The 21458-nt window shown below is 70.5% G+C and carries 20 protein-coding genes; 4 read left to right on the top strand and 16 right to left on the bottom strand.

Going from position 1 to position 21458, the window contains the following annotated elements:
* From mobF to PHY01_RS25115, 10 genes are all read right to left on the bottom strand, one after another.
* A partial coding sequence (gene mobF / locus PHY01_RS25070; RefSeq protein ID WP_246086141.1) for a MobF family relaxase occupies positions 1-3342 on the bottom strand: 3342 nt, incomplete at its 3' end.
* A 235-nt stretch (positions 3343-3577) separates the two neighbouring features.
* Positions 3578-4441, bottom strand: coding sequence for a hypothetical protein (locus PHY01_RS26745; protein WP_170183974.1), 864 nt, complete (start codon positions 4439-4441; stop codon positions 3578-3580).
* A complete protein-coding gene (locus PHY01_RS25080; RefSeq protein ID WP_141282590.1) occupies positions 4438-5103 on the bottom strand; it encodes a hypothetical protein in 666 nt (221 codons plus the stop codon). The genes PHY01_RS26745 and PHY01_RS25080 overlap by 4 nt, the downstream gene beginning before the upstream one ends.
* Positions 5100-5444 (bottom strand): hypothetical protein, encoded by a 345-nt coding sequence (locus PHY01_RS25085; protein WP_141282592.1) that lies wholly within the window; start codon positions 5442-5444, stop codon positions 5100-5102. The genes PHY01_RS25080 and PHY01_RS25085 overlap by 4 nt, the downstream gene beginning before the upstream one ends.
* Positions 5441-7378 carry a type IV secretory system conjugative DNA transfer family protein gene (locus PHY01_RS25090; RefSeq protein WP_141282594.1) on the bottom strand — a complete coding sequence of 646 codons (1938 nt, stop codon included), beginning with the start codon at positions 7376-7378 and terminating at the stop codon, positions 5441-5443. The genes PHY01_RS25085 and PHY01_RS25090 overlap by 4 nt, the downstream gene beginning before the upstream one ends.
* Positions 7375-7749 (bottom strand): hypothetical protein, encoded by a 375-nt coding sequence (locus PHY01_RS25095; protein WP_141282595.1) that lies wholly within the window; start codon positions 7747-7749, stop codon positions 7375-7377. Before PHY01_RS25095 ends, PHY01_RS25090 begins: the two co-directional genes overlap by 4 nt.
* Positions 7746-8189, bottom strand: a complete 444-nt coding sequence (locus tag PHY01_RS25100) for a hypothetical protein (RefSeq protein WP_141282597.1) — start codon at positions 8187-8189, stop codon at positions 7746-7748. Before PHY01_RS25100 ends, PHY01_RS25095 begins: the two co-directional genes overlap by 4 nt.
* The gene (locus tag PHY01_RS28310) at positions 8186-8770 is read right to left on the bottom strand and encodes a WhiB family transcriptional regulator (RefSeq protein WP_141282598.1); all 585 of its coding nucleotides are present in this window, start codon (positions 8768-8770) and stop codon (positions 8186-8188) included. The genes PHY01_RS25100 and PHY01_RS28310 overlap by 4 nt, the downstream gene beginning before the upstream one ends.
* Positions 8767-8988, bottom strand: a complete 222-nt coding sequence (locus tag PHY01_RS25110; protein WP_141282601.1) for a hypothetical protein — start codon at positions 8986-8988, stop codon at positions 8767-8769. The genes PHY01_RS28310 and PHY01_RS25110 overlap by 4 nt, the downstream gene beginning before the upstream one ends.
* Positions 8988-9302, bottom strand: a complete 315-nt coding sequence (locus PHY01_RS25115) for a helix-turn-helix domain-containing protein (protein WP_218030333.1) — start codon at positions 9300-9302, stop codon at positions 8988-8990. Before PHY01_RS25115 ends, PHY01_RS25110 begins: the two co-directional genes overlap by 1 nt.
* 178 nt (positions 9303-9480) lie before the next feature.
* Between PHY01_RS25115 and PHY01_RS25120 the strand changes: the two genes are divergently transcribed.
* Complete coding sequence (locus tag PHY01_RS25120) at positions 9481-9813, top strand: helix-turn-helix domain-containing protein (protein ID WP_141282605.1); 333 nt, start codon at positions 9481-9483, stop codon at positions 9811-9813.
* A gap of 143 nt (positions 9814-9956) precedes the next feature.
* Positions 9957-11357 (top strand): NsdA family TPR-like regulatory protein, encoded by a 1401-nt coding sequence (locus PHY01_RS25125; RefSeq protein WP_141282606.1) that lies wholly within the window; start codon positions 9957-9959, stop codon positions 11355-11357.
* 25 nt (positions 11358-11382) lie between these two features.
* Here PHY01_RS25125 and PHY01_RS25130 read toward each other — a convergent pair whose 3' ends face one another.
* The 3 genes from PHY01_RS25130 to PHY01_RS25140 all read right to left on the bottom strand — a co-directional run bounded on the left by PHY01_RS25130 (position 11383) and on the right by PHY01_RS25140 (position 15248).
* Positions 11383-12864 carry an ATP-dependent nuclease gene (locus tag PHY01_RS25130; protein WP_141282608.1) on the bottom strand — a complete coding sequence of 494 codons (1482 nt, stop codon included), beginning with the start codon at positions 12862-12864 and terminating at the stop codon, positions 11383-11385.
* A gap of 88 nt (positions 12865-12952) precedes the next feature.
* Positions 12953-13864 (bottom strand): phosphotransferase family protein, encoded by a 912-nt coding sequence (locus PHY01_RS25135; protein ID WP_141282610.1) that lies wholly within the window; start codon positions 13862-13864, stop codon positions 12953-12955.
* A gap of 82 nt (positions 13865-13946) precedes the next feature.
* On the bottom strand, positions 13947-15248 hold the full coding sequence (locus PHY01_RS25140) for a site-specific integrase (protein WP_141282612.1): 1302 nt from the start codon (positions 15246-15248) through the stop codon (positions 13947-13949).
* A 487-nt stretch (positions 15249-15735) separates the two neighbouring features.
* Here PHY01_RS25140 and PHY01_RS25145 point away from each other — a divergent pair, with 487 nt between their 5' ends.
* Both PHY01_RS25145 and PHY01_RS25150 read left to right on the top strand, forming a co-directional pair.
* Positions 15736-16374, top strand: a complete 639-nt coding sequence (locus PHY01_RS25145) for a DUF2637 domain-containing protein (protein WP_170183975.1) — start codon at positions 15736-15738, stop codon at positions 16372-16374.
* Complete coding sequence (locus tag PHY01_RS25150; RefSeq protein WP_141282616.1) at positions 16371-18509, top strand: FtsK/SpoIIIE domain-containing protein; 2139 nt, start codon at positions 16371-16373, stop codon at positions 18507-18509. The genes PHY01_RS25145 and PHY01_RS25150 overlap by 4 nt, the downstream gene beginning before the upstream one ends.
* Before the next feature lie 210 nt (positions 18510-18719).
* Here the strand turns inward: PHY01_RS25150 and PHY01_RS25155 are convergent, their stop codons facing one another.
* The 3 genes from PHY01_RS25155 to PHY01_RS25165 all read right to left on the bottom strand — a co-directional run.
* The gene (locus tag PHY01_RS25155) at positions 18720-20813 is read right to left on the bottom strand and encodes a phage tail tape measure protein (protein ID WP_141282618.1); all 2094 of its coding nucleotides are present in this window, start codon (positions 20811-20813) and stop codon (positions 18720-18722) included.
* Entirely contained in the window at positions 20810-21037 is a 228-nt protein-coding gene (locus PHY01_RS25160; RefSeq protein ID WP_141282620.1) for a DUF3117 domain-containing protein, read from the bottom strand. Before PHY01_RS25160 ends, PHY01_RS25155 begins: the two co-directional genes overlap by 4 nt.
* Positions 21038-21118: 81 nt before the next feature.
* A partial coding sequence (locus PHY01_RS25165; protein WP_218030334.1) for a hypothetical protein occupies positions 21119-21458 on the bottom strand: 340 nt, incomplete at its 5' end.

Below are 21458 nucleotides of genomic sequence, written 5' to 3' on the forward strand. Positions count from 1 at the left end.
CCCTAGGGCGGCGAGGTAGCGGCGCCACTCCGGGTTGTCGACGCGGGGCGTCCAGCTGGTGAAGGAGTCGCCGACCGGGTCGAGCTGGTCGGCGTGCTCGGTGCGGATGCGGCTGTAGATCGCGTTGGACGCGTTGCGTACCCCGTCGAAGGGGCGTTCGGCGATCGCGTCGTGCAGAACCTTCCGCGGATCGTGGCCGGCGAGTTCGGCGCGACGCAGGATCCGGGTCAGCGTGGCGGCACCGTCCTCCGCGGCGATCCGGGATCGCTCGGCCGGGTCGAGGACGCCGACCTGGGCGAGCTGGTCGAGCCAGGTCGCGGTCCGTTCCGTCGCGGCGAGCTGGGCGGCGTCGGCGAGAAGATCGGCGGCGGTCCGGGTGCTGCCGGCGTCGGTGGCGGCCTGGGTGGCGGTGGCGAGCGCCGACCGGTTGGCCGCGTCCGCCGCGTCAGTGCTGCCGAGTACTTGGGCGAGGACGGCGACGGGGTCGCGGTGCAACGTGTGGGTGTCGTTGCCCTGCGCGGCGTCGTCGACCGCGGCGAGGGTGACGACGTAGGCGGTGTTGGTGTCGCGCCCGCGGGTCATCGGCACCAGGAGCCCTGCCGGGCTGGTCCGTGGGGTGGCTACCGTGTGGCTGGTGTCGACCGAGGCGCCCTGGGCGGCGTTCTTCGTCGAGGCGTATCCCAGCGCCAGGTGCTCGGCGACGTAGCCGGCGGGGAGCACCATCGCCTCGCCCAGGACGTCACCGTCCGACGTCCGGCCGCGGATCACCGCGACCTCGAGGGCGCCGTCGTCGCGCACGGCGTGGACCCGATAGCGCTCGCGGGTGATCGCAGGGCGGGTGTTGCCCTCCACGCCTTGAACGGTCCAGTCCAGGGTGCGGGCCTCGACGAGATCGCCGACCCCGGCGTAGGTGCCCTGCAGCCCGAGCTTCACCCCGTTCTCGGCGACCTGGCCGAGCCGGACGAGTTCGGCGCGGACCTCCGCGGACAGGCGGGCGGCCTGTTCGTTGGTGTCGACGATGAGCAGCGACTGCCGACCGGCGAGGGTGTCGCCGAGCCAGCCGCGGACCGCGGCCTGCTCGGCCTGCTCGACGGTTCCGGCGTCGATCAGCCGGCCCTGCTTGTGGTACTCGCGCAGCACGGTCTCGTCGCCCGCGCGCAGCCGCAGCGACGCCTCCCGCTCCCAGGCGTGGGTGGACCGGCGGGCCTCGACGAGTTCGTAGCTGGCGCCTGACTGTGCGATCAGGTCCATCCCGCCTCCGGCCCCGACCGCGGCGAGCTGGCGGTGGTCCCCGACCAGCAGCAGCTTCGCTCCGGCCGCGTCCACATGGCTGTGGATGGCGGCGAGCGCGGCGGTGTCGGTCATCGCGGACTCGTCGACGACCACCAGGTCCCCGCCGTGCAGCCGCCACACCTGATCTCCGTCGACGGGACGCGGCCCGCCTGAGCCGGGGCCAGCGGCGAGCCGACGCTGCGCACCGAGCCAGGCGGCGACGTTGCTCGCGGTCACCCCTTCGGACTTGAGAACCTCGGTCGCGATCTGCGAGGTCGCCAGGCCGAACACCCGCCGCGGCGACTCCCCGCCGGTATGGACGGGGTCGGTCCAGCCGCGCGCGATCGTCCCGACGACGAACGACTTCCCGGTGCCGGGCGGCCCGATCAGGGTCTCGACCCGCGCACCGGAGGTCAGCACGCCGCGGACGGCGGCGGCCTGGTCGACCCCGAGTTCGATCCCGGACTCGGCCAGCTCCTGGATGAACCGTTGCGCCCGGTCGTACGGCAGCGCCGTCCCCCCGACGGTGGCGGTGGCCGCGACCAGGGCGCGTTCGGTGCGGACCTGGTCCGGGGTGGCGTAGAGCATCGCTCCGGGGGCTTGGTAGACGCTGGAGCCGTTGTCCAGGCGTAGCTCGGCGGGGAGGTGCTCGTCCCCGGGGCGGTTGCCGTCGAGCACGATGGCGTACTTGAGGGCCTCGTGGGTGAGTGTGTCGACGAGCCGGCCGACGTCGGCGCCGTCGGTGATGCCGAGGTAGTCGGGCAGCGCGGCGTTGATCGCTCCGCTGAGGTCTCCTCGGTGCCAGCCGGCCTTGCGGGACTGGATGTCGGCGAGCGCGGTCTCGATCACCGCCTGCGGGGACCACTGCATCGGTGCTGGCCTGTTCTCGCGGGCGGCGAGCACGGCGTCGGCGACGCCGGCAAGTCCTCCGTCGATGTCGGCGCGCACGCGCTCGTCGATGCGGTCGAGCAGCTGCTCGCGGGTCTCCCCGGTGTGCGACTTCGACTGGCGGGTCAGCAGCGTGGCCTGCTGGGCGATCCGGTCGCGCTCCAGCCCGTTCGGGGCCCGCCCGTACCGGTCCTCGAACGCGCCGATCAGCTCGTCGGCCTTCGCGGTCAGCGTCCGCCGCCGCGTCGAGATCAGGTCCATCGCCTCCTGCGCGACGCCGACGATCTCGCGGGCCTTCCCGTCCGGGCGGGTCGCCAGCACCACCCCGAGCGCGTGCGTCAGCCGCTCCTCGGTGGTCCGCTCCGCGACCGCGGCGCCCGCGCGCTGGAACTTGAACAGCGCCCGCGAGTCGATCGTGCGCCACTTGCCGTCCGGGCCCGGCACCCGGTTGAGGACGGCGTTGTGGATGTGGAGGTGCGGATCGTGGTCACGGCTGTCGTGCTGGAAGAACGACGCCACCGTCCACTCGTGGGCATCGGCCCACCGCCCCGCCGCGCCGCCGTGCTTCCCGATCCGGGTGTAGCCGGCCTTCTCGGCCATGTAGGCGAGGCCGGCGTTGTTGCCCGCCCAGATCGCGTCCTCCACCGCTATGCGGCAACGGGCCCACGCCTGCGCGGTCTCCTCGTCCCCGGCCCGGCGGGCCGCGACTTCCTTCGCCTCGAATGCGGTGTGTACGAGCGTCACGCTCTTCTGCAGGTTGAGCGTGATGTCGTAGAACGCGACGTTGTGCCGGGCGGACTTGCCCGCTTGAACACGGAGTTCAGCGCGCCGTTCAGCGCTGGCGCCGGGCTCCTGTTCAACCGCCGCGGCGTACAGGTCGTCCTCGCTGGCGTACTTGCGGCCGGTGTGGCCGAGGGTTGCCACCTGGTCCCACTTCGTGGGGTCCCTGAACCCGGGGTCGCGCGGGTCGAGGAAGCCCTCGTAGAGCGCGCGCATGTCCTGCGCGTCGACGAGCCCGGAGAGGCCCAGCCGCTCCGCTCCGGCACCCCACCAGCGCCCCGGAGGCTCTCCTTCCGAGACGGCGCCGGTGTAGTAGTTCTCGCGGCCGGTCGCCACCTCCCGGAGCAGGTAGTCCGGTGAGTAGCCGGACGCGATGCTCATCACCACGGGGACCACCGCCACCCCGAAACGATCTTGGAGGCCTCGACTGCAAGATCAACCGCGCGGAGCGTCGGTTGTGGCCGGCCGGAGGCCGGCCCGGACCCGTCGATCAGGATGCCAAGGTGTGCTGCAATTGATCTTCTGGTTCTGGGGTCTCGTTCTCGGTCCTCGTTCGTCTGTCTGGCGTAGTGCTTGGTCTCGGTGTTCGTGTTCGGCTCGCTAGTGGTGTTCGGGCTGCTGGTGCGGCTCATGTCGGTCATGGCTGGGTCGCCCTCTCGATGGTCGGGTCGTCCTCGTGCTCGCTCGGGTCGGGCTCATCGGTGCTGCGGGCGATCAGGTGCAACGGGGTCGGCTGGGCTCGGAGGTGCTTGAGGGCGGCGGAGGCGGTTCCTCGGGAGACCTCGGCGGCCGCTTCCAGCTCGGTGACCGTCGGGAGGGCACCGTGGCGGTGGGCGTGCCGCATCGCGGCCGCCCGCGCCCGCTCCCGGGCCGGAGCCACGGCCTGCTGTTCAACCGCTGCCGGGGCGAGCGCCGGATGGCCCGCGGGGGCGGCGACCTCGGATGGACGTTGAACGGCGGAGGGCGGCGCGGGTTGAACAGCGTGGGCAGTGACCTCTTGAACAGGGGGTGGGTTGGGTTGAACGGAGGCCGAGTTGAACGGCTCCGGTTGAACAGCGCCGGCTGCCAGATCGTCCGCGTTGCCTGGGACAGGGCGTTCGTCGGTGGCCAGGAGGTAGAGCAGGTGCGCCACGATCGCGGCCGCGATCGCCGGCCACGCCCCGACCCCGAACCGCAGCGCCGCCGACGCCTCGACCGCCGACCCGGACGCCAGGAACGCGGCCTGCGCGAGCCCGGACAGACCGGCGGCGAGCACAACCACGCTCCACGCGTAGCGGGCCGCGGAGCCCGACAGGCGGGCGGTGGCGGCGTAGGCGACCAGCGCGAGCCCGTCGGTGATGAGCGGGTAGAGCCAGGCGATCCCGGCCGGGACGCGCGCGGCGTGAGCGACTTCGTAGAGGCCGTGCGCGGTCGCGACCGCGGCGCCGAGCGCGACCGCGAGCCCGGGCAGCCAGATCACGGCCCGGATCACCCGGGCGGCCGGCTCGCCACTGCTGGTCATCGGTGGGGCCCTCCGTTCAGGGCTGTCCCGATCGGCGACGCGGCCGGTTCCGGTGCGGGGTCATCGCGCCGGGTGGCCCACCACGCGGTGATCGCGGCGATGGCGTCGATGCCGGGGACCGGAGCGGCGCCGGTCGGGCGCTGGTCCCAGTCCGCGCGTGTTTGGTGTCGCTCGATCGAGCACGACCCCGCCGACGACCGGATCCGGCGGACGACGCCGGGGCGTTGACGGTCATGCCAGTCCCCCGCGAGCTGCACGGACGCGCCCTTGCCCTGGTAGGCGGCGCACCAGGCGTGCATGAGCCACAGCAGTTCCTCGACCACGTCGGGGTGGTAGAGCCAGCACTCCGGCAGCGCTGTGACGCCGTCGGGGTAGCGGAGGTAGATCGTGTGCAGCCAGGCGCACAACTCGCTGAGCGCCCGCTCGACCACCGTCTCGTCGGCCTGAAGCAGCAGCCACGACGGGGCCGGCGTCGCGGCCGGCCGCTTGGTCATCAAGGCGACGGAGTCGGCGAGCTGCCCGACCAACCGCCCCAGGTCGTTGACTCGTCCGCTGACCTCGCGCAGCGGATCGACCGCACGGCGTAGATCGTCGAGATCGCGAGCGAGTCCGGCGAGAGCGTCGGCGCGGGCGAACTCGGCGTCATGGTTCGAGCCGGTCATGGCAGACCCGGCCCGTCGTCCATGGCGGAGCGCGACCCAAGTGGTTCCAACTCCATCTCATCCACATCGAGGGTGTCGGCCGCGTCGTCGGTGTGCCAGCGGACGAGCTGCTCGCGGCGCGCAGGGTCGTCCTCGACGATCTGCCCGCGCAGTTCGGTCGCCGCGTGGCCGTCGGCGACGCGGGCGATCAGTGCGTCCTTGTCGGTCAGGAATGCCGCCTGCTCCCGCGGATCCACGGCCCGGCCGGGGGTGGACAGTTCCCGCAGCCGTCGGGTCAGCGCGGCGATCTCGGCGGCCGACGGACTGGAGCCGTCCGGCCGATCGCTGGGGTGGGCGGTCATGGGGCACCTCCGGGGGTGTGGGCGTGGGTGTGGCCGTTGCTGGTGTGCGCGGCCTGGACGGGCAGCTCGACCGTCGGTGCATCGAGGTCGACCGGGACGTCGTGCGTGCTGGTGGGGGTCAGGTGGTCCCGGACCCGGCGCCAGGCCCGCACGATGGACGCGCGAATGGCGCGGCAGCACCTGCCGACGAGGGCGCCGATCCATCGCAGCGTGGCGACGGCGGGGCCGGCCAGACGCGACCACCAGCGATGCGCCGTCGCGGCCCAGCGCGCGAGCCAAGCGGCGAGCGCAGGGTGCGCGATCTGAAAGGCTCGCCAACGGACGTCGCGGCGATCCCACGCCATCTGCACCCGCCCGATCACCGGGGCCAGACCGCGGCGGATCAGCATCACCCGCCCCGACGGGAGGTTTGCCAGCTGCGCCGCTGGGAGCACCGGCACCCGCCGCGTCGTCCGGGACGCGACCCGGCCGTGCATGTCGGTGGTCAGCGTCGGCTCGTCGCGGTCCCCGGCCAGGGTCGACCAGAACTGCAGGTCGTCACGGTCGCGGGTACCGCCGAACACCATCACCGCACCGCAGTTGTTCAGGATCGTGGCGGTGTTGTGCTCCCCCCACCGGGCCAACAGCTGAGCGCGGGACTGGAACGCGGCGATGATCGTCACCCCGCGCCCGCCCATGTCCGCGGTCCAGGACTCCAACGGGACCGGGGAGATCAGCGCCGCCTCGTCCAGCGCCAACGTCAGGTTCGGGTCCAGCCGGCCCTTCGGCGCGACCGCGGCCAGCGCGCGGGCCTCGCGGGCGATGTGCCCGGTCAGTGCACACACCAACGGGCCGGTCTGGGTCTCCTCCCCGCCGAGCAGGAACACCGTCGCCCGCTCGGCGAGCAGCCGCTCAACGTCGAACCCATCCCCGGCACCGGCCTTCGCCGAGCGTTCGGCGTCGGGATGGTTGAGCCACCCCAGCGCCGGTGCGACGGTCGAGGTGATCGACGTCCGCGTGTTCGTATTCGTGCCCAGGAACTGGGCCAGGTCTTGCTCGAACGCCTGCACGGTAGAGCGGCGCAGCAGCGGCGGGACCTCCCGGGCGGCGTCGTCGACGTCGGCCACCCAGCGGCCCACGTCCTGGATGGACTTTCCGCCCAGCGCGGCGGCGTGCAGCAAGCCGGCCAGGACGCGGCGGGCGTGGCCGTTCCAGAACTCCCGATCCCCACCCCCGCCCGCCCGGGACACCGCGGCGATCAGGTCACTGGCCCTCTCGGCGGCGGTCACCGGATCCGTGCACCCGGTGAGAGGGTCGAACGTGATGGTCGAGGCGAACGCCTTCCCACCGAGCCCGACCGGGTTGAACACGTACACCGGGCCGCGCTGCGCACGAAGGGGCGCGCACAACTCGTAGAGATCGGTGCGGGTGGAGGTGACCAGGACGGCGCCGGGGGCGTCGAGGATCCGCCCGGCCAGCCATCCGGTCTTGCCGGTGCGGGGCCCGCCGAAGATCATGACGACGTCCTCGATCGGTGACCACACCGTGAGCCATCCCGTACGGCACAGCTCGATCGCGACCTCGACCGCGGGCAGCCGCCACCGCGCCCACCGGCCCAGCTCGGCCAGGGATGGGCGGACGGTCGCGGCCCGTTGGCGCATGGCGCGGGCGGAGGCGTGACGCAAGATGTCGAAGGTGGACGCGACGCCGGCCTTGCGCCGGGACTGGCTTGACCAGCGGGTCACCAGCGCGGCCGAGCGGGACAGGTGATGCCACCCCACCGCGGCGCCGCCCACGGCGGCGATCAGGTAGCCCCACCACGGGAGCTGGTGCAGCAGCGCCCAAGCCGGGAAACCGGCGAGCAGGACGCAGAGCAGGGCGTAGGCGTACGAGCCGCGCCGCCACAGCACCGCGGCCGCGATCCCCAGCACCAACAGGAGTAGGAGCAGGTTCATCGGTCCGCTCCCACCGCGTGGGCGACCGCCGTGGCGACCGCGCGGGCGTTGCCCGGGCCCATCGCCCGGAACCGGAACCGGTCCGTCCCGAGGGTGATTGCCAGGTCGAGCACCGCGAGCTCCGTCGAAGACGCGGTGTCGAACCGGCCGTTGTCGAAGGCGATACGCGCGGCACGGAAGTCGATCCACCACCCGCCGTCCGGGCTGTGATTCACACACGCCGCCACGAACTCCGTCCGCCGCGGCCACACCTCGTGGGCCAGTAGCAACCACACCGCGGCCTGCACGTGCGGGTCGTGGCCATCGATCCACCGGTGCAACCCGGCCACCACCGCGGCGGGGCCGCCGATCGCGCGTACCTGGCGGGTCATCGGGACACCCCGCCCTCGGCGCGGCCGGCGGCCAGGGCGTCCTCGACGCCGATGTGGCTGATCGCGCTCCAGAACCGGTTCGCCACGTCCAACGCGCATCCGGCCGCGATCGCCAGCTGGTCGAGATCGCAGCGGGCATCGATCAGGCGCTCCCGCGGGTCTTCCCGCCACGGGTCCACCCCGCGCGCGTCGTCGTAGACCCGCTTCCCGGGCGGCTGCCGGTCGGCGTAGCTGCACACTGGATCGGCAAGCAGCCGGGCCAACGACTCGATCGCGGCGAACGTGTCGACCAGATACCCGGCCAGGTTGTAGAAGTCCGCGTGATCGGGCGCGGCGCCACGCTGCGCGTGCACCACCGCCCGCCACGCCTGCGCCCCGGACTCGGCGCGCTGCACCGCCTCGGGGCGGTCGTCGGGATCGTGGTTGGTCTTGGTACTCATCTAGGATCAGGTCCTTCCGCTCGTGTCCCTGCCTGGGTTGCTGTGTGGGAGATCTGGAGGGGAGCCCGGTGGCCGCCGGCGCTCCCCTCCCCTACGTGGGTCGACGTCGTGGGGTGGATGACGCGGGCCCAACGGCCCGCCGTGCGGCCGGAGACCAGGAACTCCCCCGCCGCGTCCCGCACCGACATCCCGGCCGCGATCGCGGCCCGTCCGGCTTCGGCGACCTCGGCGCGCGTCGCGTTCACCGGCCGCTGCGGGGTCCGTGGCCGTGGGAGCCGGCCATGCTGACGACCACGCCGCCGGGCGAGCTCGTGACGGCGCTCGTGCTTGGTCATCCCGCCCGCGATGCCGTCCGGCTGGTGAGTCAGCGCCCAGGTCAGGCACTGCTCCCGGACCGGGCAGCCGGCGCATACGGTCTTGGCGAGTGACACCTGCGCCTCGAGCTCCGGACCGGCCACCGCGGTCGGGAAGAAGATCTCCGCATCGACCGACCGGCACGCCGCGCGGTGTCGGAAGTCCTCCGGCCGCACGTGGCCGCCGACCGGCTCGCGTCGGGTCGTCCTCGTCGCAGGGGCGCTCATCCCACGGCTCCCGAACCCTCGGTCAGCGGCTCGGAGGCGGCGCCGACCGTGGCCAGGAAGTCCGCGACCATGCCGGGCAGACCGGCGCCGGCCGGGGTGCCGATGAACAGCACCAAGGCCAGCAGCGCGAACACGATCGCCCCGCCCGCGACCCGCGCCTTCGCGCAGATCGCCGCGCCGACGATCGCGAAGAAGATCAGCAACCCGACGGCGCCCATCACCCCACACCGCCCGGAAGCTCCACGTTCGCCGCAGCGATGCGAGCAAGCGCGGCGATCCGGTCGTGGCGCCACTGTTCAGTCCAGGCGCCCAGGTCCACGCAGCGGCCCGTGACAAGGACGTCGTCGACGAGCCGGTCCAGCACCGCCCCGGGCACTACGTAACGCCCGCCGATCTTGAGCCCGGGGAACGTTCCGTTGCGGAGGTGTCGGTACAGCGTCGACTCGTCGAGCCGGAGGATCTCGGCGGTCTCGGCCGCCGTGTAGAAGGACGGCCGCTTGACGGCCGACTGGTCGGATCGGTTGTTGCTCACTCCTCGCTCCTTGGGTTGTCCTGCGTCTCGGTGCCTATGCATCCCGCTGACTCGCCTTCTGCCAGTTTCACACTCATTTTGAGCATAGATTGATAGTTCGTCAACGGTGTTCTACGCGCGACCTACGCGCGGCTTCGCGCTCTAGCTACTCTCGGTAGACCTCAACCCGGGAGAGCACATGAGCCAGGACTGGCCCGCCGTCGGCGCGGCGATCCGCGCCCGGCTCGACGACCGCGGCATGACGATGACGGAGCTGGCCACGCGATCCGGCGTCTCGCTCACGACGGTCCGCGAGCTGGTGCACGTACTCAACGAGCGTCGGCGGCAGCCACGCACGCTGGCGTCGCTGTCGAGCGCTCTCGACTGGCCCGCCGATCACCTCGGCGCTGTCCTCCGTGGCCGCTCGACCGACGACATACCGACCGACGACCTGGCCGCGATCCGACGCGACCTCCGTGATCTGCGTCACCGTGTCGAGGTGCTGGAGCGCGAGAACGGCACTCCCTCGTAGCTGTGGCATCTCTCGCCTCCTGTCGTTTCGGGCGCCGGGGCTGTCCTGCACAGGAACCAGCCTGGATGTCCGGAACCGCCTCCAACAGGGCGCAGTAGGGGGCACACTTGCGCACAGGGCGCAGGTCAGGGAGGTGATCGGTCGTGCCGACGAACGAACGCCTCGTCGCACTCATGACCGAAGCAGGCTTCCTCGACGGACGCGGTGAGGTCGGCCGGAAGAAGTTCGCGCGAGCTGTCAACGAGTCCGCGGCCGGGCGTGCCGCGGGGAAGCGGTTCAACCACACCTACGTCGGCCGATGGCTGGCCGGTGTCACCCCCCGGGACGACGCGACCCGCGACGCGATCCGAGAGGCCCTCGCCGTCCGGCTCGGCCGGCGTATCTCGCCCGACGAGCTCGGGTTCCGGTCGATGCTCTCCGTCTCGCCCGACGTCGGGCTCGCCTACCCCTACCGGCCTGACGACGGCGTGAACAGCGTCGCCGAACTGCTCGAAGCCGATCTCGCGGGAACCGCCGCTCTCAGCAACGCCCCGGCCAACGTCGGGGCCTGGCACGACGCCTCGATGGCGTGGCTGGTGGATGCGCAACAGAGGCTCGGCTCAGGCTCGGGCCCGAAGAGGGTCGGCGCGTCCGACGTCGAGCGGCTACGCACAATGCGATCGACGTTTGACCGCATCGACAGCACCTTCGGCGGCGCCCACGCGCGCAACGCCCTCGTGCAGTACCTCCACGGCGAGTTCCCGCTGTTGCTACGCGCTCAGGGCACCGCCGACGTCCGCGCAGCTCTCTTCTCTGCAGCCGGCGAGTCGACCCAACTCGCCGCATGGATGTCGTACGACGCCGGACACCACGGACTCGCGCAGCGCTACTTCATCCAGGCCCTCGGGTTCGCCGACGCCGGAGAGGACCGGCTGCTCGCAGCCAGCATCCTCGACGCGATGAGCCACCAAGCCAGCTTCCTCGGCCGGTACCGGGAAGCGGCGAACATGGCCCGCGCGGCACGACTCGGGACGCAATCAGCCGGCGTCGCGATCCTGACGTCGCACTTCTACGCGATGGAAGCGCGCGCACTCGCGCGGCTCGGTGAGGCGTCAGCGTGTGACCGGGCGATGGGCGCTGCGATCGACCACTTCGACCGACACACTCCGGGCGACGGACCAGCGTGGCTCGACTATTTCGACGACGCCGAGCTTGCCGCAGAGTTGGGGCACTGCCACCGCGACCTCGGCCGGCCGGATCGGGCGATCGAGTTTGCGACGCGGGCACTGGACTCGGCGTCTGGCGACTACGTCCGAAGCGACTTCTTCGTGGCGATGGTGCTCGCCGACGCACACCTCGATCGCGGCGACGTCGACGAGGGATGCCAGATCGCTGCGCAAGCGTTCGCCGTCGGAGAGGGTCTGGAATCGGCGCGCTGTCACAGCTACGTCATTGAGTTCCGAGAACGGCTTGCGCCTCATAGGCAATCACCCAGCGTCCGCGAGTTCACTGCAAGCGTTCGCAACACACGTATGTGGTCACGAAGCCAGCCTTCGTCTCCATAGCAGAGCGCCCGGTACAACTAGAAGGTCATCGTAAAGGCAGGTGTTTAGCGAAGCCGTCCACCAAGGTGCGGACCTCACTATCGCACTCCTGCGCCCAGATCGCTAAAAAGGCAGAGCCAACTACAGATGCCGCAGTGAAATCAAGGTCGTCACCGATCTGCTGGAACACATTGTGCCTATCTCGATTCGTAAGGCCGCGATCTAAGACAACAGCCTTAACTCTCTCCTGCGCAGACGAGGGCAGCTGTAAGGAGACTGCAAGCCTGGCAGCGAGTCGCTCGATATCACCATGGATCACATCAAAGATGTGAGCCTCGGGCATACCAGTGCCAGGGAACGCGAAGATACTTTTCGACGGATCGCACTTCCCAGCCTGATCGCCATCCAGGACGCAAACTGACGGGAACCGTGCAGTAGGATCCAGATTGTGCTGCCCATTCACCTTGATAGCAGGCCTCTCACCCCCCATTCGATGAACTAGCACCGCATCCAGCTCAATTCCGCCGTAATACCTCAAGACAGTCCACATCATCTGCTCGGCGAACGAATCCTCGACGAAAACGGCCAGCTTCGCGTCAACCTGTCCCGTGATAGTCCGTAGCGCTTTGATGTCGAGCTTTCCCTGAAGAACCTCACCATTGTATGCTGCCCAGATAGCCTTCGGAGGCAGAGGGTCAATCGCATCGTTGGAGTGTGTTGTGAAAACTACTTGGACCGATTTCCGAAGGGCGACATCGATAAGATACTCGACCAGCCGTCGAGTCGCTACCGGATGAAGCCCGTTCTCGATCTCCTCTATTAGAATCATCGCATTATCCGGTGCCGACTCAATATCCGAAACGATCCGAATAACGCTGGCTTCCCCCGCACCGAAGTGAAACTCCGAGTACTGTTCACCGCCGGGAGACCGAGCTGCAAAGAGACTCACACGCTTCTGGCTATCGACAAACAAGCGCGTGAACCCGGCGATGTTCTTGCCGAGGATCTTCTCGACTGCGTCAACAACAGGCTCGGACAGCTCCACCTCGCTGGCCGCAGAGAACTTGTTCCCGATAGCCTTCACAAGTTCGCGACGTTCGGTGGCAGGAATCGTCCGAGTTACCCCAAAGACCAGAACAGGCCGCAGAAGTGCTTTGCGATTCCACTTCAATGACGGAAAGCTTGCCGTTCTAGCCAAAGGAAGGCGGGCGTTTACGGTTCGGTCAATCACCTCAAACTCAAGAGACCAGTCCTTCATGCTCGCGTCATAGCGGCCACTCTTCGCGAAAAAGCGACCTGGGGGAATCTCTAGATAGGCCAGACTCGCAGCGCCGAGAATTGTGGTCTTGCCTCCGCCGTTCGGGCCGACGACTGCCGTCACCGGAAAATCTAGACTCACGACCCTGTCTGTAAACCCGCGAACGCGTTTCAGAATAATCCTCTTAAGGTACTTCCCATACTTGTCGCCAGTAACCTTATCCTCAAGGGTCTGAATATCACTATCGCGGATCTCGCTCCGAAACGTCACCGTTTCCCTTTCTGGCCGGGAAGATTAGCTATTTCGCGTAGGCTCAGACGCCGTGTGGCAGACCTCGTGTCGACTACTGCCGATGAGCCTAGTACGCACCCCAGTCTCGCCTGCTCGAGCCTGTCCGAATGGCTTCAATTCTTTTCCGGCCCTCAGCCGCAGCCCCTGCTGAATCATCTGCTTTCCTGCATAACCACGCAGTCATCGCAATCTCGCGCATGTCAGCCAGTTCGCCGTATGCGGACCAGGACATCAGATCATACCCATACACGTCGACAAACTCGGTGTACTCGCCGCTAGTGTGCCAGCCGAGCCGATCATAGAATAGTGCAGTTTGAACTAGATCCCATTCGCGCGGGCCCGTTGAAAAACTATCGAGGTCGATCAAGACCGCACAGCCGCCATCGTCGATCAAGACGTTGCCAACGTTGGCGTCGCCGTGCACGACACCAGCGGGGAGCGCGAACGGGAGTAACGGGAACCGCGAGCGCGCCCATTCGAGCCGCACACGGAGGAACTGTGCATCGGCCTTAGGAATCGCCGCAAAGTCCGGGAACGGCTCGCCCGACGTTCCGAACGGCTGGAGTGGCGGGAGCGCCAGGGTCGGCGGCACATCAAGGTCGTGGAGCCGACGCGTCAGCCTGGCGACGTCGCGGATCGGGGCGTAGCGGGTCTCCGGGGCGATCGACTCCCAGAACGTCACGACCCGGCCGTCGGCGTCGACGGGCTGCTCGACTTCGAGCGCGCGGGTCGCAGGGTAGTCGATGTTCCGCAACCAGCGGGCGACGTCGATCTGCTTCTGCGCGTTGTCGCGGTGGGCCAGCGATGGCGCTACCCGCGCGATGGTCGCCGCGTCCACCCTGAACACCGCGTTGGAGCCGATGCGGATCAGCTCGGCGTCGCCGTGCGGGAGCCCGACCTGTTGACAAGCACGCGCCAACGCCCGACGGGCCGTAGCCTCTGTGAGCGCTTCACTGGAGCTGGTCGCGAGTTCGGCCATGTTCGGCGCTGTCCCCACCTTCGGCTCGACCGGGAAGCGATTGTGCGTCAGGGTACGCGCGGATTGTGCCGGGGCGCCGGGCCTACGAGCGGTCGACCGGCCGAAGGACGGGCATCCGGCCCCCGATGACGCCGGCGGCCGCGGTGTCGGCCGAGCCGACCCAGGCGGCGTAGTGGCGCAGCGTCGTGGTGCCGTCGCCGTGTCCGAGCCGGCCCGCCACAGTACGGAGGTCCACGCCCGCGGTGAGCAGCTCCGTCGCGGAGTAGTGCCGTAGCTCCTTGAGCATGGTGTCGATTCCGAGCTTGGCTACCAGGCGCCCATAGCGACGCGTGAGCGACGCCGGATCCCGCGGGCTGCTCAGGTCCGGCTTCGCCGAGAACACCCACGTGCGGTCCGTCAGGGAAACGCCGAGCAGTGCGAGCCGGCCCGCGCAGTCCTCCCGGTGCTGGCGGAGCAGCTCGACGGTCGGCACGTCGATCGACACCCGCCGCATCTGGTGCGATTTCGTGTCTTTAAGGACCATGCCGTCATTCGTCCGGACGTAGTTCTCGTCCAGCCGCACGACCCCGGCGGCCAGGTCGACGTCTTCCCACTGCAGTGCGACCACCTCACCCCGACGTGCACCGAGCACAGCGGAAAGCCAGACGTAGAGGCCCCACTCCGCCGACGAGGTCCAGGCGGCCTCCACGATCCGGGCCATCTGCTCGCTCGTCGGCGGGCGCGGCTGCGGGCGTGGCTTGGCCGGCGGGCGGACCGACGGCATGGGGTTGAAGCTGATCCAGCCCCATCGCACGGCGGCGCTACATGCGCCGGACAGGATGGCGTGGATCGAGCGCACGCTCGACGCGGCGTAGGGCTTGCAAATGTGCACCCTGCAGCCGGCGGCCGCGCAGTCGTGCGGCGCCTTCTCAGCGTGGGACTCGATGAACGGCTTGCCGTTGCACAGCCCCCGGCATTTCCTGAGCCGGCTGTAGAGCGTCTCCAGGCGTTGCGATGCGTCGCGCACGAACAGGACCAGCGGGACGTCACCGATCGCCGGAACGATGTACATCCGGATCTGCGACTCGTAGGTCATGCGCGTCGTTGCATCGACCTCGTGCTGCGCCATCCAGCGCTCCAACAGCGCACCGACCGTCGCCTTCGTACGCGCGACCTTCAACGCGTCGGCGTCGGCGAGCAGCTTCGTCCGGAGCTTCTCCGCCTCCCGGTAGGCGGCGCGCTCGGCACGGTCGCCCTGGCCCTCGATCTCGACGCTGTCGACGAGCACGATTCGCTCGCCGGTCGAGGGGTCCTCGCCGGCCGAGACCCGGACCTCGTAACAGCGCGCTCGACGCCGAATGCTCCCGCGCTGGCGCGACACCGGGGCGTCGGATCGGGTGGCCACGATCGGAAGCTAGCAGCGTTCGTGGACCGGACCGTGGACCGAGATCAACTAGCCGACCCGAGAAATGATCTAGACCTGACCGTTCGTGCTGGTCGGGGCTGGTGTGACGGTGGTGCGCCCGAAGGGATTCGAACCCCTAACCTTCTGATCCGTAGCTGAACGGACCTAGTCCATACGGTCCAATGCGGTCCAGTAGCACCAAGAAAGTGCAGGTCAGACCCTCCACCTACCCCGTCCGTCCAAGCAGGCCGTGAGACGTCTGTGAGACGGGGCGGCCCCGGAACCGCGGTGATCGAAGCACCGGCCGGGGCCTTGATCGGATGGAGGTCCGACCCATGAACGAACCTATCGCGACCCGCCAACGGGTCCGCGCCTTGCTGACCGTCGCCGGGCTGCTGCGCGTGCGGGTGTGTCCCCTCTGCGCCGCCTTGGTGCTCGCGGACGGACGCGCACAGCACGACCGGACACACGCGGCCGGCGGTGCCCGGTGAGCGCCCGCTACGTCACCGCGGCCGGGCTCGCCGTGGTCCTGGCCGCCGCCGCGGTCCTGTCGTTCGACGCGCTGCGCGGTCTCGCGCTCGCCGTCGCCATCCCCAGCCACCTCGCGTGGCTGCTGCCGCTCGCTGTCGACGCCGGGGCCGCCGTCTCCTGCGCGGTGTGGCTGGGTGTCCGCACCGCCCCCGAGGTCGCCAGGTTCGCCGGGCGCATGACGTGGTGCCTGCTCGCCGTGACCGTCGGCGGGAACGCTGCGCAGCTCGGGATGCACGCCCACACGATCGCCCCGCCGTGGTGGGTCGCCGTGCTCGTCGGCACCATCCCGCCCGCCGTGGCCGGCGCGACGGTGCACCTGCTCGTCCTGCTGGTGCGCCGCGACCAGGCCGCCGACGTCGACGACGAGCTGCGGGTCGACGAGGTCGGCGCCGTGCTCGAGGTCGACGACCGGATCGACTGGTGGACCGACGCGCCACCGGCGCCCGCGGGACCGGTCGACCGTGCGGCCGAGCTGATCGCCGAGGGCGCGGGCCGGCGGCGTCTCGCGCGTGAACTCGGCATCCCCGAGCATCGGGCGCGGGCGCTCATCGCCGCGCACCGGGACGCCCCGACCGAGGCGGGGGTCGCGGCATGACCGTCGACCTCGGCAAGGCACAGGCCGTCTCTGTGCCCGCTCAGACCGTCGCAGAGCCCGCGCTTGTCCCACCCCCGGGCGAGGGCCACCCGGGCCGGGATGCGGCGCGGGTCGATGTCGACCCGCCCGCAGTCCCGCGTCGTCTCGCCGACGCCATCGAGCGCCGCCGCGTCGCCCGCCGGCAACCGGTCGTCCCGGACGTGCTCGCCACCGGGGCGGCACGCCGGGCGCTGCTGGTGGACCTGCTCGGCCACGGATGGTTCCTGGCCCGGTTCCACGGCGTGCGCGCCCCCCTGTACCTGTGGCGGCTGCTGTGGCGCTCCCCCGTCGGCATGTGGCGTCTCGCCCGCTGGGTGCTCGACGTTGTCAGCGACGCCGAGGAGCGGCCGCTGCTGAGGTCCGCAGTAGTCCGCGACGACGTCGCCGACTACGCCAAGCTCGCCGCCCTGCACACCGCCCGGATCAAGGTCCGATCGGCTGTGACCGCCGCCCTGACGGTCGCGCTGATGCTGGCCGGGTGGGCGGCATGGGTGTGGCTCCCCCAACCCGTCACGTGGGCACTGCTGGCCGCGGTTGTGGCCGGGCTGGGCGTGCACGGGCGACGACGGGACACCCCGATCGTGACCCGGGCTGTGGACCTGCCCGCCGAGTACAGCCGTCCCACAGCCGAGCAGATCGAGACGGCCCTGCGGTCCCTCGGGGTGGCGGCGCTGTCGGCGAAGGGCGCCCGGATCGGGTTCGCGTCCCCCGTGCGGGACACCGGGACCGGGTGGGTGGTGTCGATCGATCTCCCGGTCGGGGCCACCCCGGAACAGGTGATGGACCGTCGCGCCCCACTCGCGTCCGGCCTGCGCCGCCCGGTGGGGTGCGTGTGGCCTGACGCCGACCCGGAGGTGCACGGCGCACGGTTGGAGCTGACCGTGTTGAAGGTCGAGATGAGCAAGGCGCGACCGAAGCCGTGGCCGCTGCGCAAGGCCGGCGCCGCCGACGTGTTCGGCGAGCTGCCGTTCGGCACCGACCAGCGCGGCCGCCCCGTCGGCGTCCCGCTGATCGAGTCGAACATGCTGATCGGGTCGCTACCCGGGGCGGGCAAGACGGCGGCGCTGCGGTGCGTCCTACTTGGCTGCGCCCTCGACCCAACGGTCGAACTGCACGTGCACGAGTTGAAGGGCAGCGGCGACCTGGAAGCGTTCGAGCGGATCGCGCACGCCTACGGCTCCGGCGTCGACGACGACACCATCGGCGCCGCCCTCGACGGGCTGCGGTGGCTTCTGGCCGAGCTGGGACGGCGTGCGCAGAGGTTGAAGCGCCTCCGTGAGACCGCGCGTGATCTGGTGCCCGACTCGAAGGTGACGCGCGAGCTGGCGAACCGGCGAAACCTCGGGCTGCACCCCATTGTGTTCGTCGTCGACGAGGCGCAAGAGCTGTTTGCCCACCCCGAGCACGGCGCAGAGGCCGGCGACCTCGCAACGCGCATCATCAAGCGCGGCCGGGCGCTCGGCGTGATGCTCGTCGTCGCCACGCAGCGACCCGACAAGGACAGCCTCCCGACCGGGGTCAGCGCCAACGTGGGCACCCGGTTCTGCCTGCGGGTCATGGGCCAGGTGGAGAACGACATGGTGCTTGGCACCAGCTCCTACAAGAACGGGGTGCGGGCCACGATGTTCACGCGCTCCGATCGCGGCATCGGCTACCTCGTCGGCGCCACCGACGCGCCGGTCGTGGCCCGCACCTACTACCTCGACGCGGCCGACTCCGACGCCGTCATCGCCCGGGCGCACGCCGCCCGCGCGGCGGCCGGCCTGCTCACCGGGCGCGCCGCGGGCGAGGAACCCGAGCCGGTGGTGACGTTCAACTTGCTCGACGACCTCACGGCCGTGTTCGCCACCAGCGAGCGGCGGTGGGTGTGGTCGGAGGAGGCGTGCCGGCTGCTCGCCGAGCTACGCCCGGCCGTGTACGGCGGCTGGACAGCCGACGTACTGGCCCGCAACCTGCGCGCGGTCGGTGTGGAAACGCGGCAGCTCAACCGGGTCGGTCCGGACGGGCAGCGCCGGAACCTGATGGGCGTCGAGGCCGACCAGCTCCGGGCCGCCGTCGCCGGGCACGCCGCCCGGCTGGTGATCGACGGGCCGTAGACCCGTAGACCGTCACGGCCCCGAAGGTAGAGGGACCGCTAGACCCCGAACCGGGCTGTGACCTGCGGTGTAGACCCGTAGACCCGGCTGTAACGCGATCAGCTTCTCGTGCGAATATCAGGGCAAGGCCGTCCCCCAACGGCCTGATCGACTCGAACGGCCCCGCCGCGTGGACACACCCACACGGCGGGGCCGTTCGTCGTCAGGCGCTCACCGGGTCGCCCCTCCGAACGGGCCGAGCGCGGCGAGGGTGCGGGCGCGGCGGCCGAGGGTGTCGGACGCGCGTTCGGCGACCGGGTTGTTGACGGTGACCTGGATGACGCGGTCGCCGTGGCGGGTCGAGGTGTTGCCGGGGGTGGCGCGGGAGAGCCACCCGTTACCGGGCAGCCCGGTCGCGGTGGCGTCCATGTCGGCGGTGAGGGCGGCGTGCGCGCCGCCCATGACGCCGCGGGCGGCGTCGACGACGCCGGGCATCCCCTTGCGCAGGCTCGCGGCGAAGTCGCCGGTCAGCGCCTTACCGGAGTACGTGACGTAGCCGGACCCGGAGAACGGGCCTTCCTTGGCGGGGGAGAACGGCCACAGGGCGCGCAGGTTCGCCATGGCGCCGCGGACCCACGCCATGAGCTGGTTCCACCGGGCGGTGAGGCCGTTCCAGAACCCGGAGATGAGCGCCGAGCCGGAGTTGTAGAGCAGCGATCCGAGGCCGCCGAGGATGCCGAGGGCGCGCCCGGGGAGGGAGCCGAGCCAACCGAGCAGCTCGTTGATCTTGGCGCCGGCGGCGGACACCGCCCCGGCGAACCATTGCCCGAACAGCAGCGGCAACGACGCAAACCAGGCGATCTTGGCCTTGGCGTTCTCGACGCCGCCCTGCACGAACCCGACGATCTGATTCCAGGCGTCGGCGACGAACGCGCAGATCGAGCCCCACGCCGCCGAGGTCCATGCGCTGATCTGCTCCCAGTTGGAGTAGATCAGGAACGCCAGGCCGACGACGGCGGCGATGACCAGGGCGATCGGGGCAATGGCGATCAGCCACGACGCGGCCATGACGGCGGCCGAGGCGATGCTCGACGCCGCCATCATCGCCCACGACAGGACGGTCGACCCGGCGGTCATCAACATCTGACCGGTGAACACGGCGGCCCGCAGGAGGAGCGGCCCGAACGCCATCCCGATCATGCCCAGGCTGGCGATCATGGACAGGGCGGCCGGGCCGAACCCGGCGACGGCGGCGGCGACCATGCCGAGGGGGCCCTCGGTTTCGATCAGCCCGTTCGTGAAGTTCGTGAACCCGGCCGACACCCGCTGTAGCTTCTTCTCGGCGGTCTCGGCCATGACGTCGCCCGCTTCGTCGAGGGTGCCAGCGAAATCGCCCATGGACGCGACGGCCTCGGACGGGTCGAGCGCGTACAGCGACCCCTGCAACTCCTCGGCCTTGGTGCCGAACAGGCCGAACGCGATCTCGGAGGCGTTGGCCTGCCCCTCGGTGGTGCGGAGCTTGTCGACGACGTCGTCGAACGCGGCGGCGGCCTCGGGGCCGCCGCGGGCGAAAATGGCGGTCATCTGCTCGGCGTTGAACCCGAGGGCCTCGAACGAGGCTGCGGCGGTGGCGCTGCCGTCGGTGGCCCGGATGGAGAACTCCTCGATGGCGCCCGCGGCCACGTCGGTGTTCTTCGCCCCCGCGGCGAGGAGCTGGTTGATGATCCCGAAGTTCTGTTCCCCGGACAGGCCGAGCTTCTGAAACATCGGGGAAAACTCGGTGAGGGAGTCGGCGAGGTCGTCGGCGCGGTCCCCACCGGTGCGGGTGACCACCGCGATGAGGTCCATGGCGGTCGAGCCGTCCATGCCGAGGTTCCGCATGGCCTGCCCGGCGGCCCGGGTCGACTCGGCCACCTCGACCCCGAACACGTCGGAGAGGGTGAGGGCCTGCTCGGCGAGGGGCTGCATGTCGACGGAGTCGACGGCCACGCCCATGTTCTGCGCGACGCCGCGGATAGCCTCGTTCGCCACTTCGACGTTGCTGGCGAACCCGCCTGCCCACAGCTCCCCGGCGAGGGTGCCCGCCTGCTCGGCCTGCTCGGTCGTCAACCCGAGCTGCGCCTGCAACCGGGCGTTCGCGGTGTCCATCTCGATCGCGCCGGCCATCGCCGAGGACAGCCCGGCGCCGAGCGCGGCACCGGCGGCCGCCCCGGCGGCGGCGGCGACACCGCCCATGCGGCGCATCCGCTCCTCGCCGCGGTCTACCCCGGCCTCCAACTCGGAGTCGTCGACTCGGAGGATCGCGACCAGCTCGCCGATGTTCATGCGGCGTCACCGCCCCGGGCCTGAGCGGCCGCCTGCCGCAGCTCGTCGGCGAGGGCGTCCGCGACGTCGGGCGGGAGGTCGAGAGCCACAGGGGGGCCGTCGAGGCGCGGCACGCGCAGGCTCACCAGGCCGCCGCGGGTGGTGACGGCGGGACCAAACGGCCCGCGAGGGGCGCGCGGCGCGAAGCGGGCCATGGCCCGTCGCGCCTGTCGGTTCGTGATCATGTTCAGTTGTCCGATCTTCGGTTGTGGATGATGAAGCACCACACCGGGCCAACCATCAGGGCCGGCCCGGTGTGGCGACGGTCAGCCGCGCTCGGCGAGGACGGCGCGGCCCTCGGCGACGACGCCCGGGTCGCGGTCGTCGACGCGGTAGTGCCTGGTGTCGACCGGCCTGAAGTTGGTCACGCTCACGTGGGCGGCGCCGAAGACGCGCTTGACGTGCTCCGTGCCGTCCTGCAACCGGTAGGTGTGCCCGTCGACGAGCACCTCGCCGACCGAGGGCGTGTCGGCCCGGTAGACGCGCACGCCGCGGTGCCGCTCGGCGCGCGGCAGGGTGATCAGCCGGCGCACGGCGGCGTTGCGCTCGTGGATCGCGTCGGCGTAGGCCCGAAGCGCCCGCACCGCGGCGTCGTAGAGCGGCACG

The organism is Pseudonocardia hydrocarbonoxydans, from assembly GCF_006539565.1.
Taxonomy (GTDB): Bacteria; Actinomycetota; Actinomycetes; order Mycobacteriales; family Pseudonocardiaceae; genus Pseudonocardia; species Pseudonocardia hydrocarbonoxydans.

Bases quoted from the DNA above. Each gene is read 5' to 3' on its own strand.
- PHY01_RS26745 (WP_170183974.1), bottom strand. From the start codon at position 4,441: ATGACCAGCAGTGGCGAGCCGGCCGCCCGGGTGATCCGGGCCGTGATC.
- PHY01_RS25080 (WP_141282590.1), bottom strand. From the start codon at position 5,103: ATGACCGGCTCGAACCATGACGCCGAGTTCGCCCGCGCCGACGCTCTC.
- PHY01_RS25085 (WP_141282592.1), bottom strand. From the start codon at position 5,444: ATGACCGCCCACCCCAGCGATCGGCCGGACGGCTCCAGTCCGTCGGCC.
- PHY01_RS25090 (WP_141282594.1), bottom strand. From the start codon at position 7,378: ATGAACCTGCTCCTACTCCTGTTGGTGCTGGGGATCGCGGCCGCGGTG.
- PHY01_RS25095 (WP_141282595.1), bottom strand. From the start codon at position 7,749: ATGACCCGCCAGGTACGCGCGATCGGCGGCCCCGCCGCGGTGGTGGCC.
- PHY01_RS25100 (WP_141282597.1), bottom strand. From the start codon at position 8,189: ATGAGTACCAAGACCAACCACGATCCCGACGACCGCCCCGAGGCGGTG.
- PHY01_RS28310 (WP_141282598.1), bottom strand. From the start codon at position 8,770: ATGAGCGCCCCTGCGACGAGGACGACCCGACGCGAGCCGGTCGGCGGC.
- PHY01_RS25110 (WP_141282601.1), bottom strand. From the start codon at position 8,988: ATGGGCGCCGTCGGGTTGCTGATCTTCTTCGCGATCGTCGGCGCGGCG.
- PHY01_RS25120 (WP_141282605.1), top strand. From the start codon at position 9,481: ATGAGCCAGGACTGGCCCGCCGTCGGCGCGGCGATCCGCGCCCGGCTC.
- PHY01_RS25135 (WP_141282610.1), bottom strand. From the start codon at position 13,864: ATGGCCGAACTCGCGACCAGCTCCAGTGAAGCGCTCACAGAGGCTACG.
- PHY01_RS25150 (WP_141282616.1), top strand. From the start codon at position 16,371: ATGACCGTCGACCTCGGCAAGGCACAGGCCGTCTCTGTGCCCGCTCAG.
- PHY01_RS25155 (WP_141282618.1), bottom strand. From the start codon at position 20,813: ATGAACATCGGCGAGCTGGTCGCGATCCTCCGAGTCGACGACTCCGAG.
- PHY01_RS25160 (WP_141282620.1), bottom strand. From the start codon at position 21,037: ATGATCACGAACCGACAGGCGCGACGGGCCATGGCCCGCTTCGCGCCG.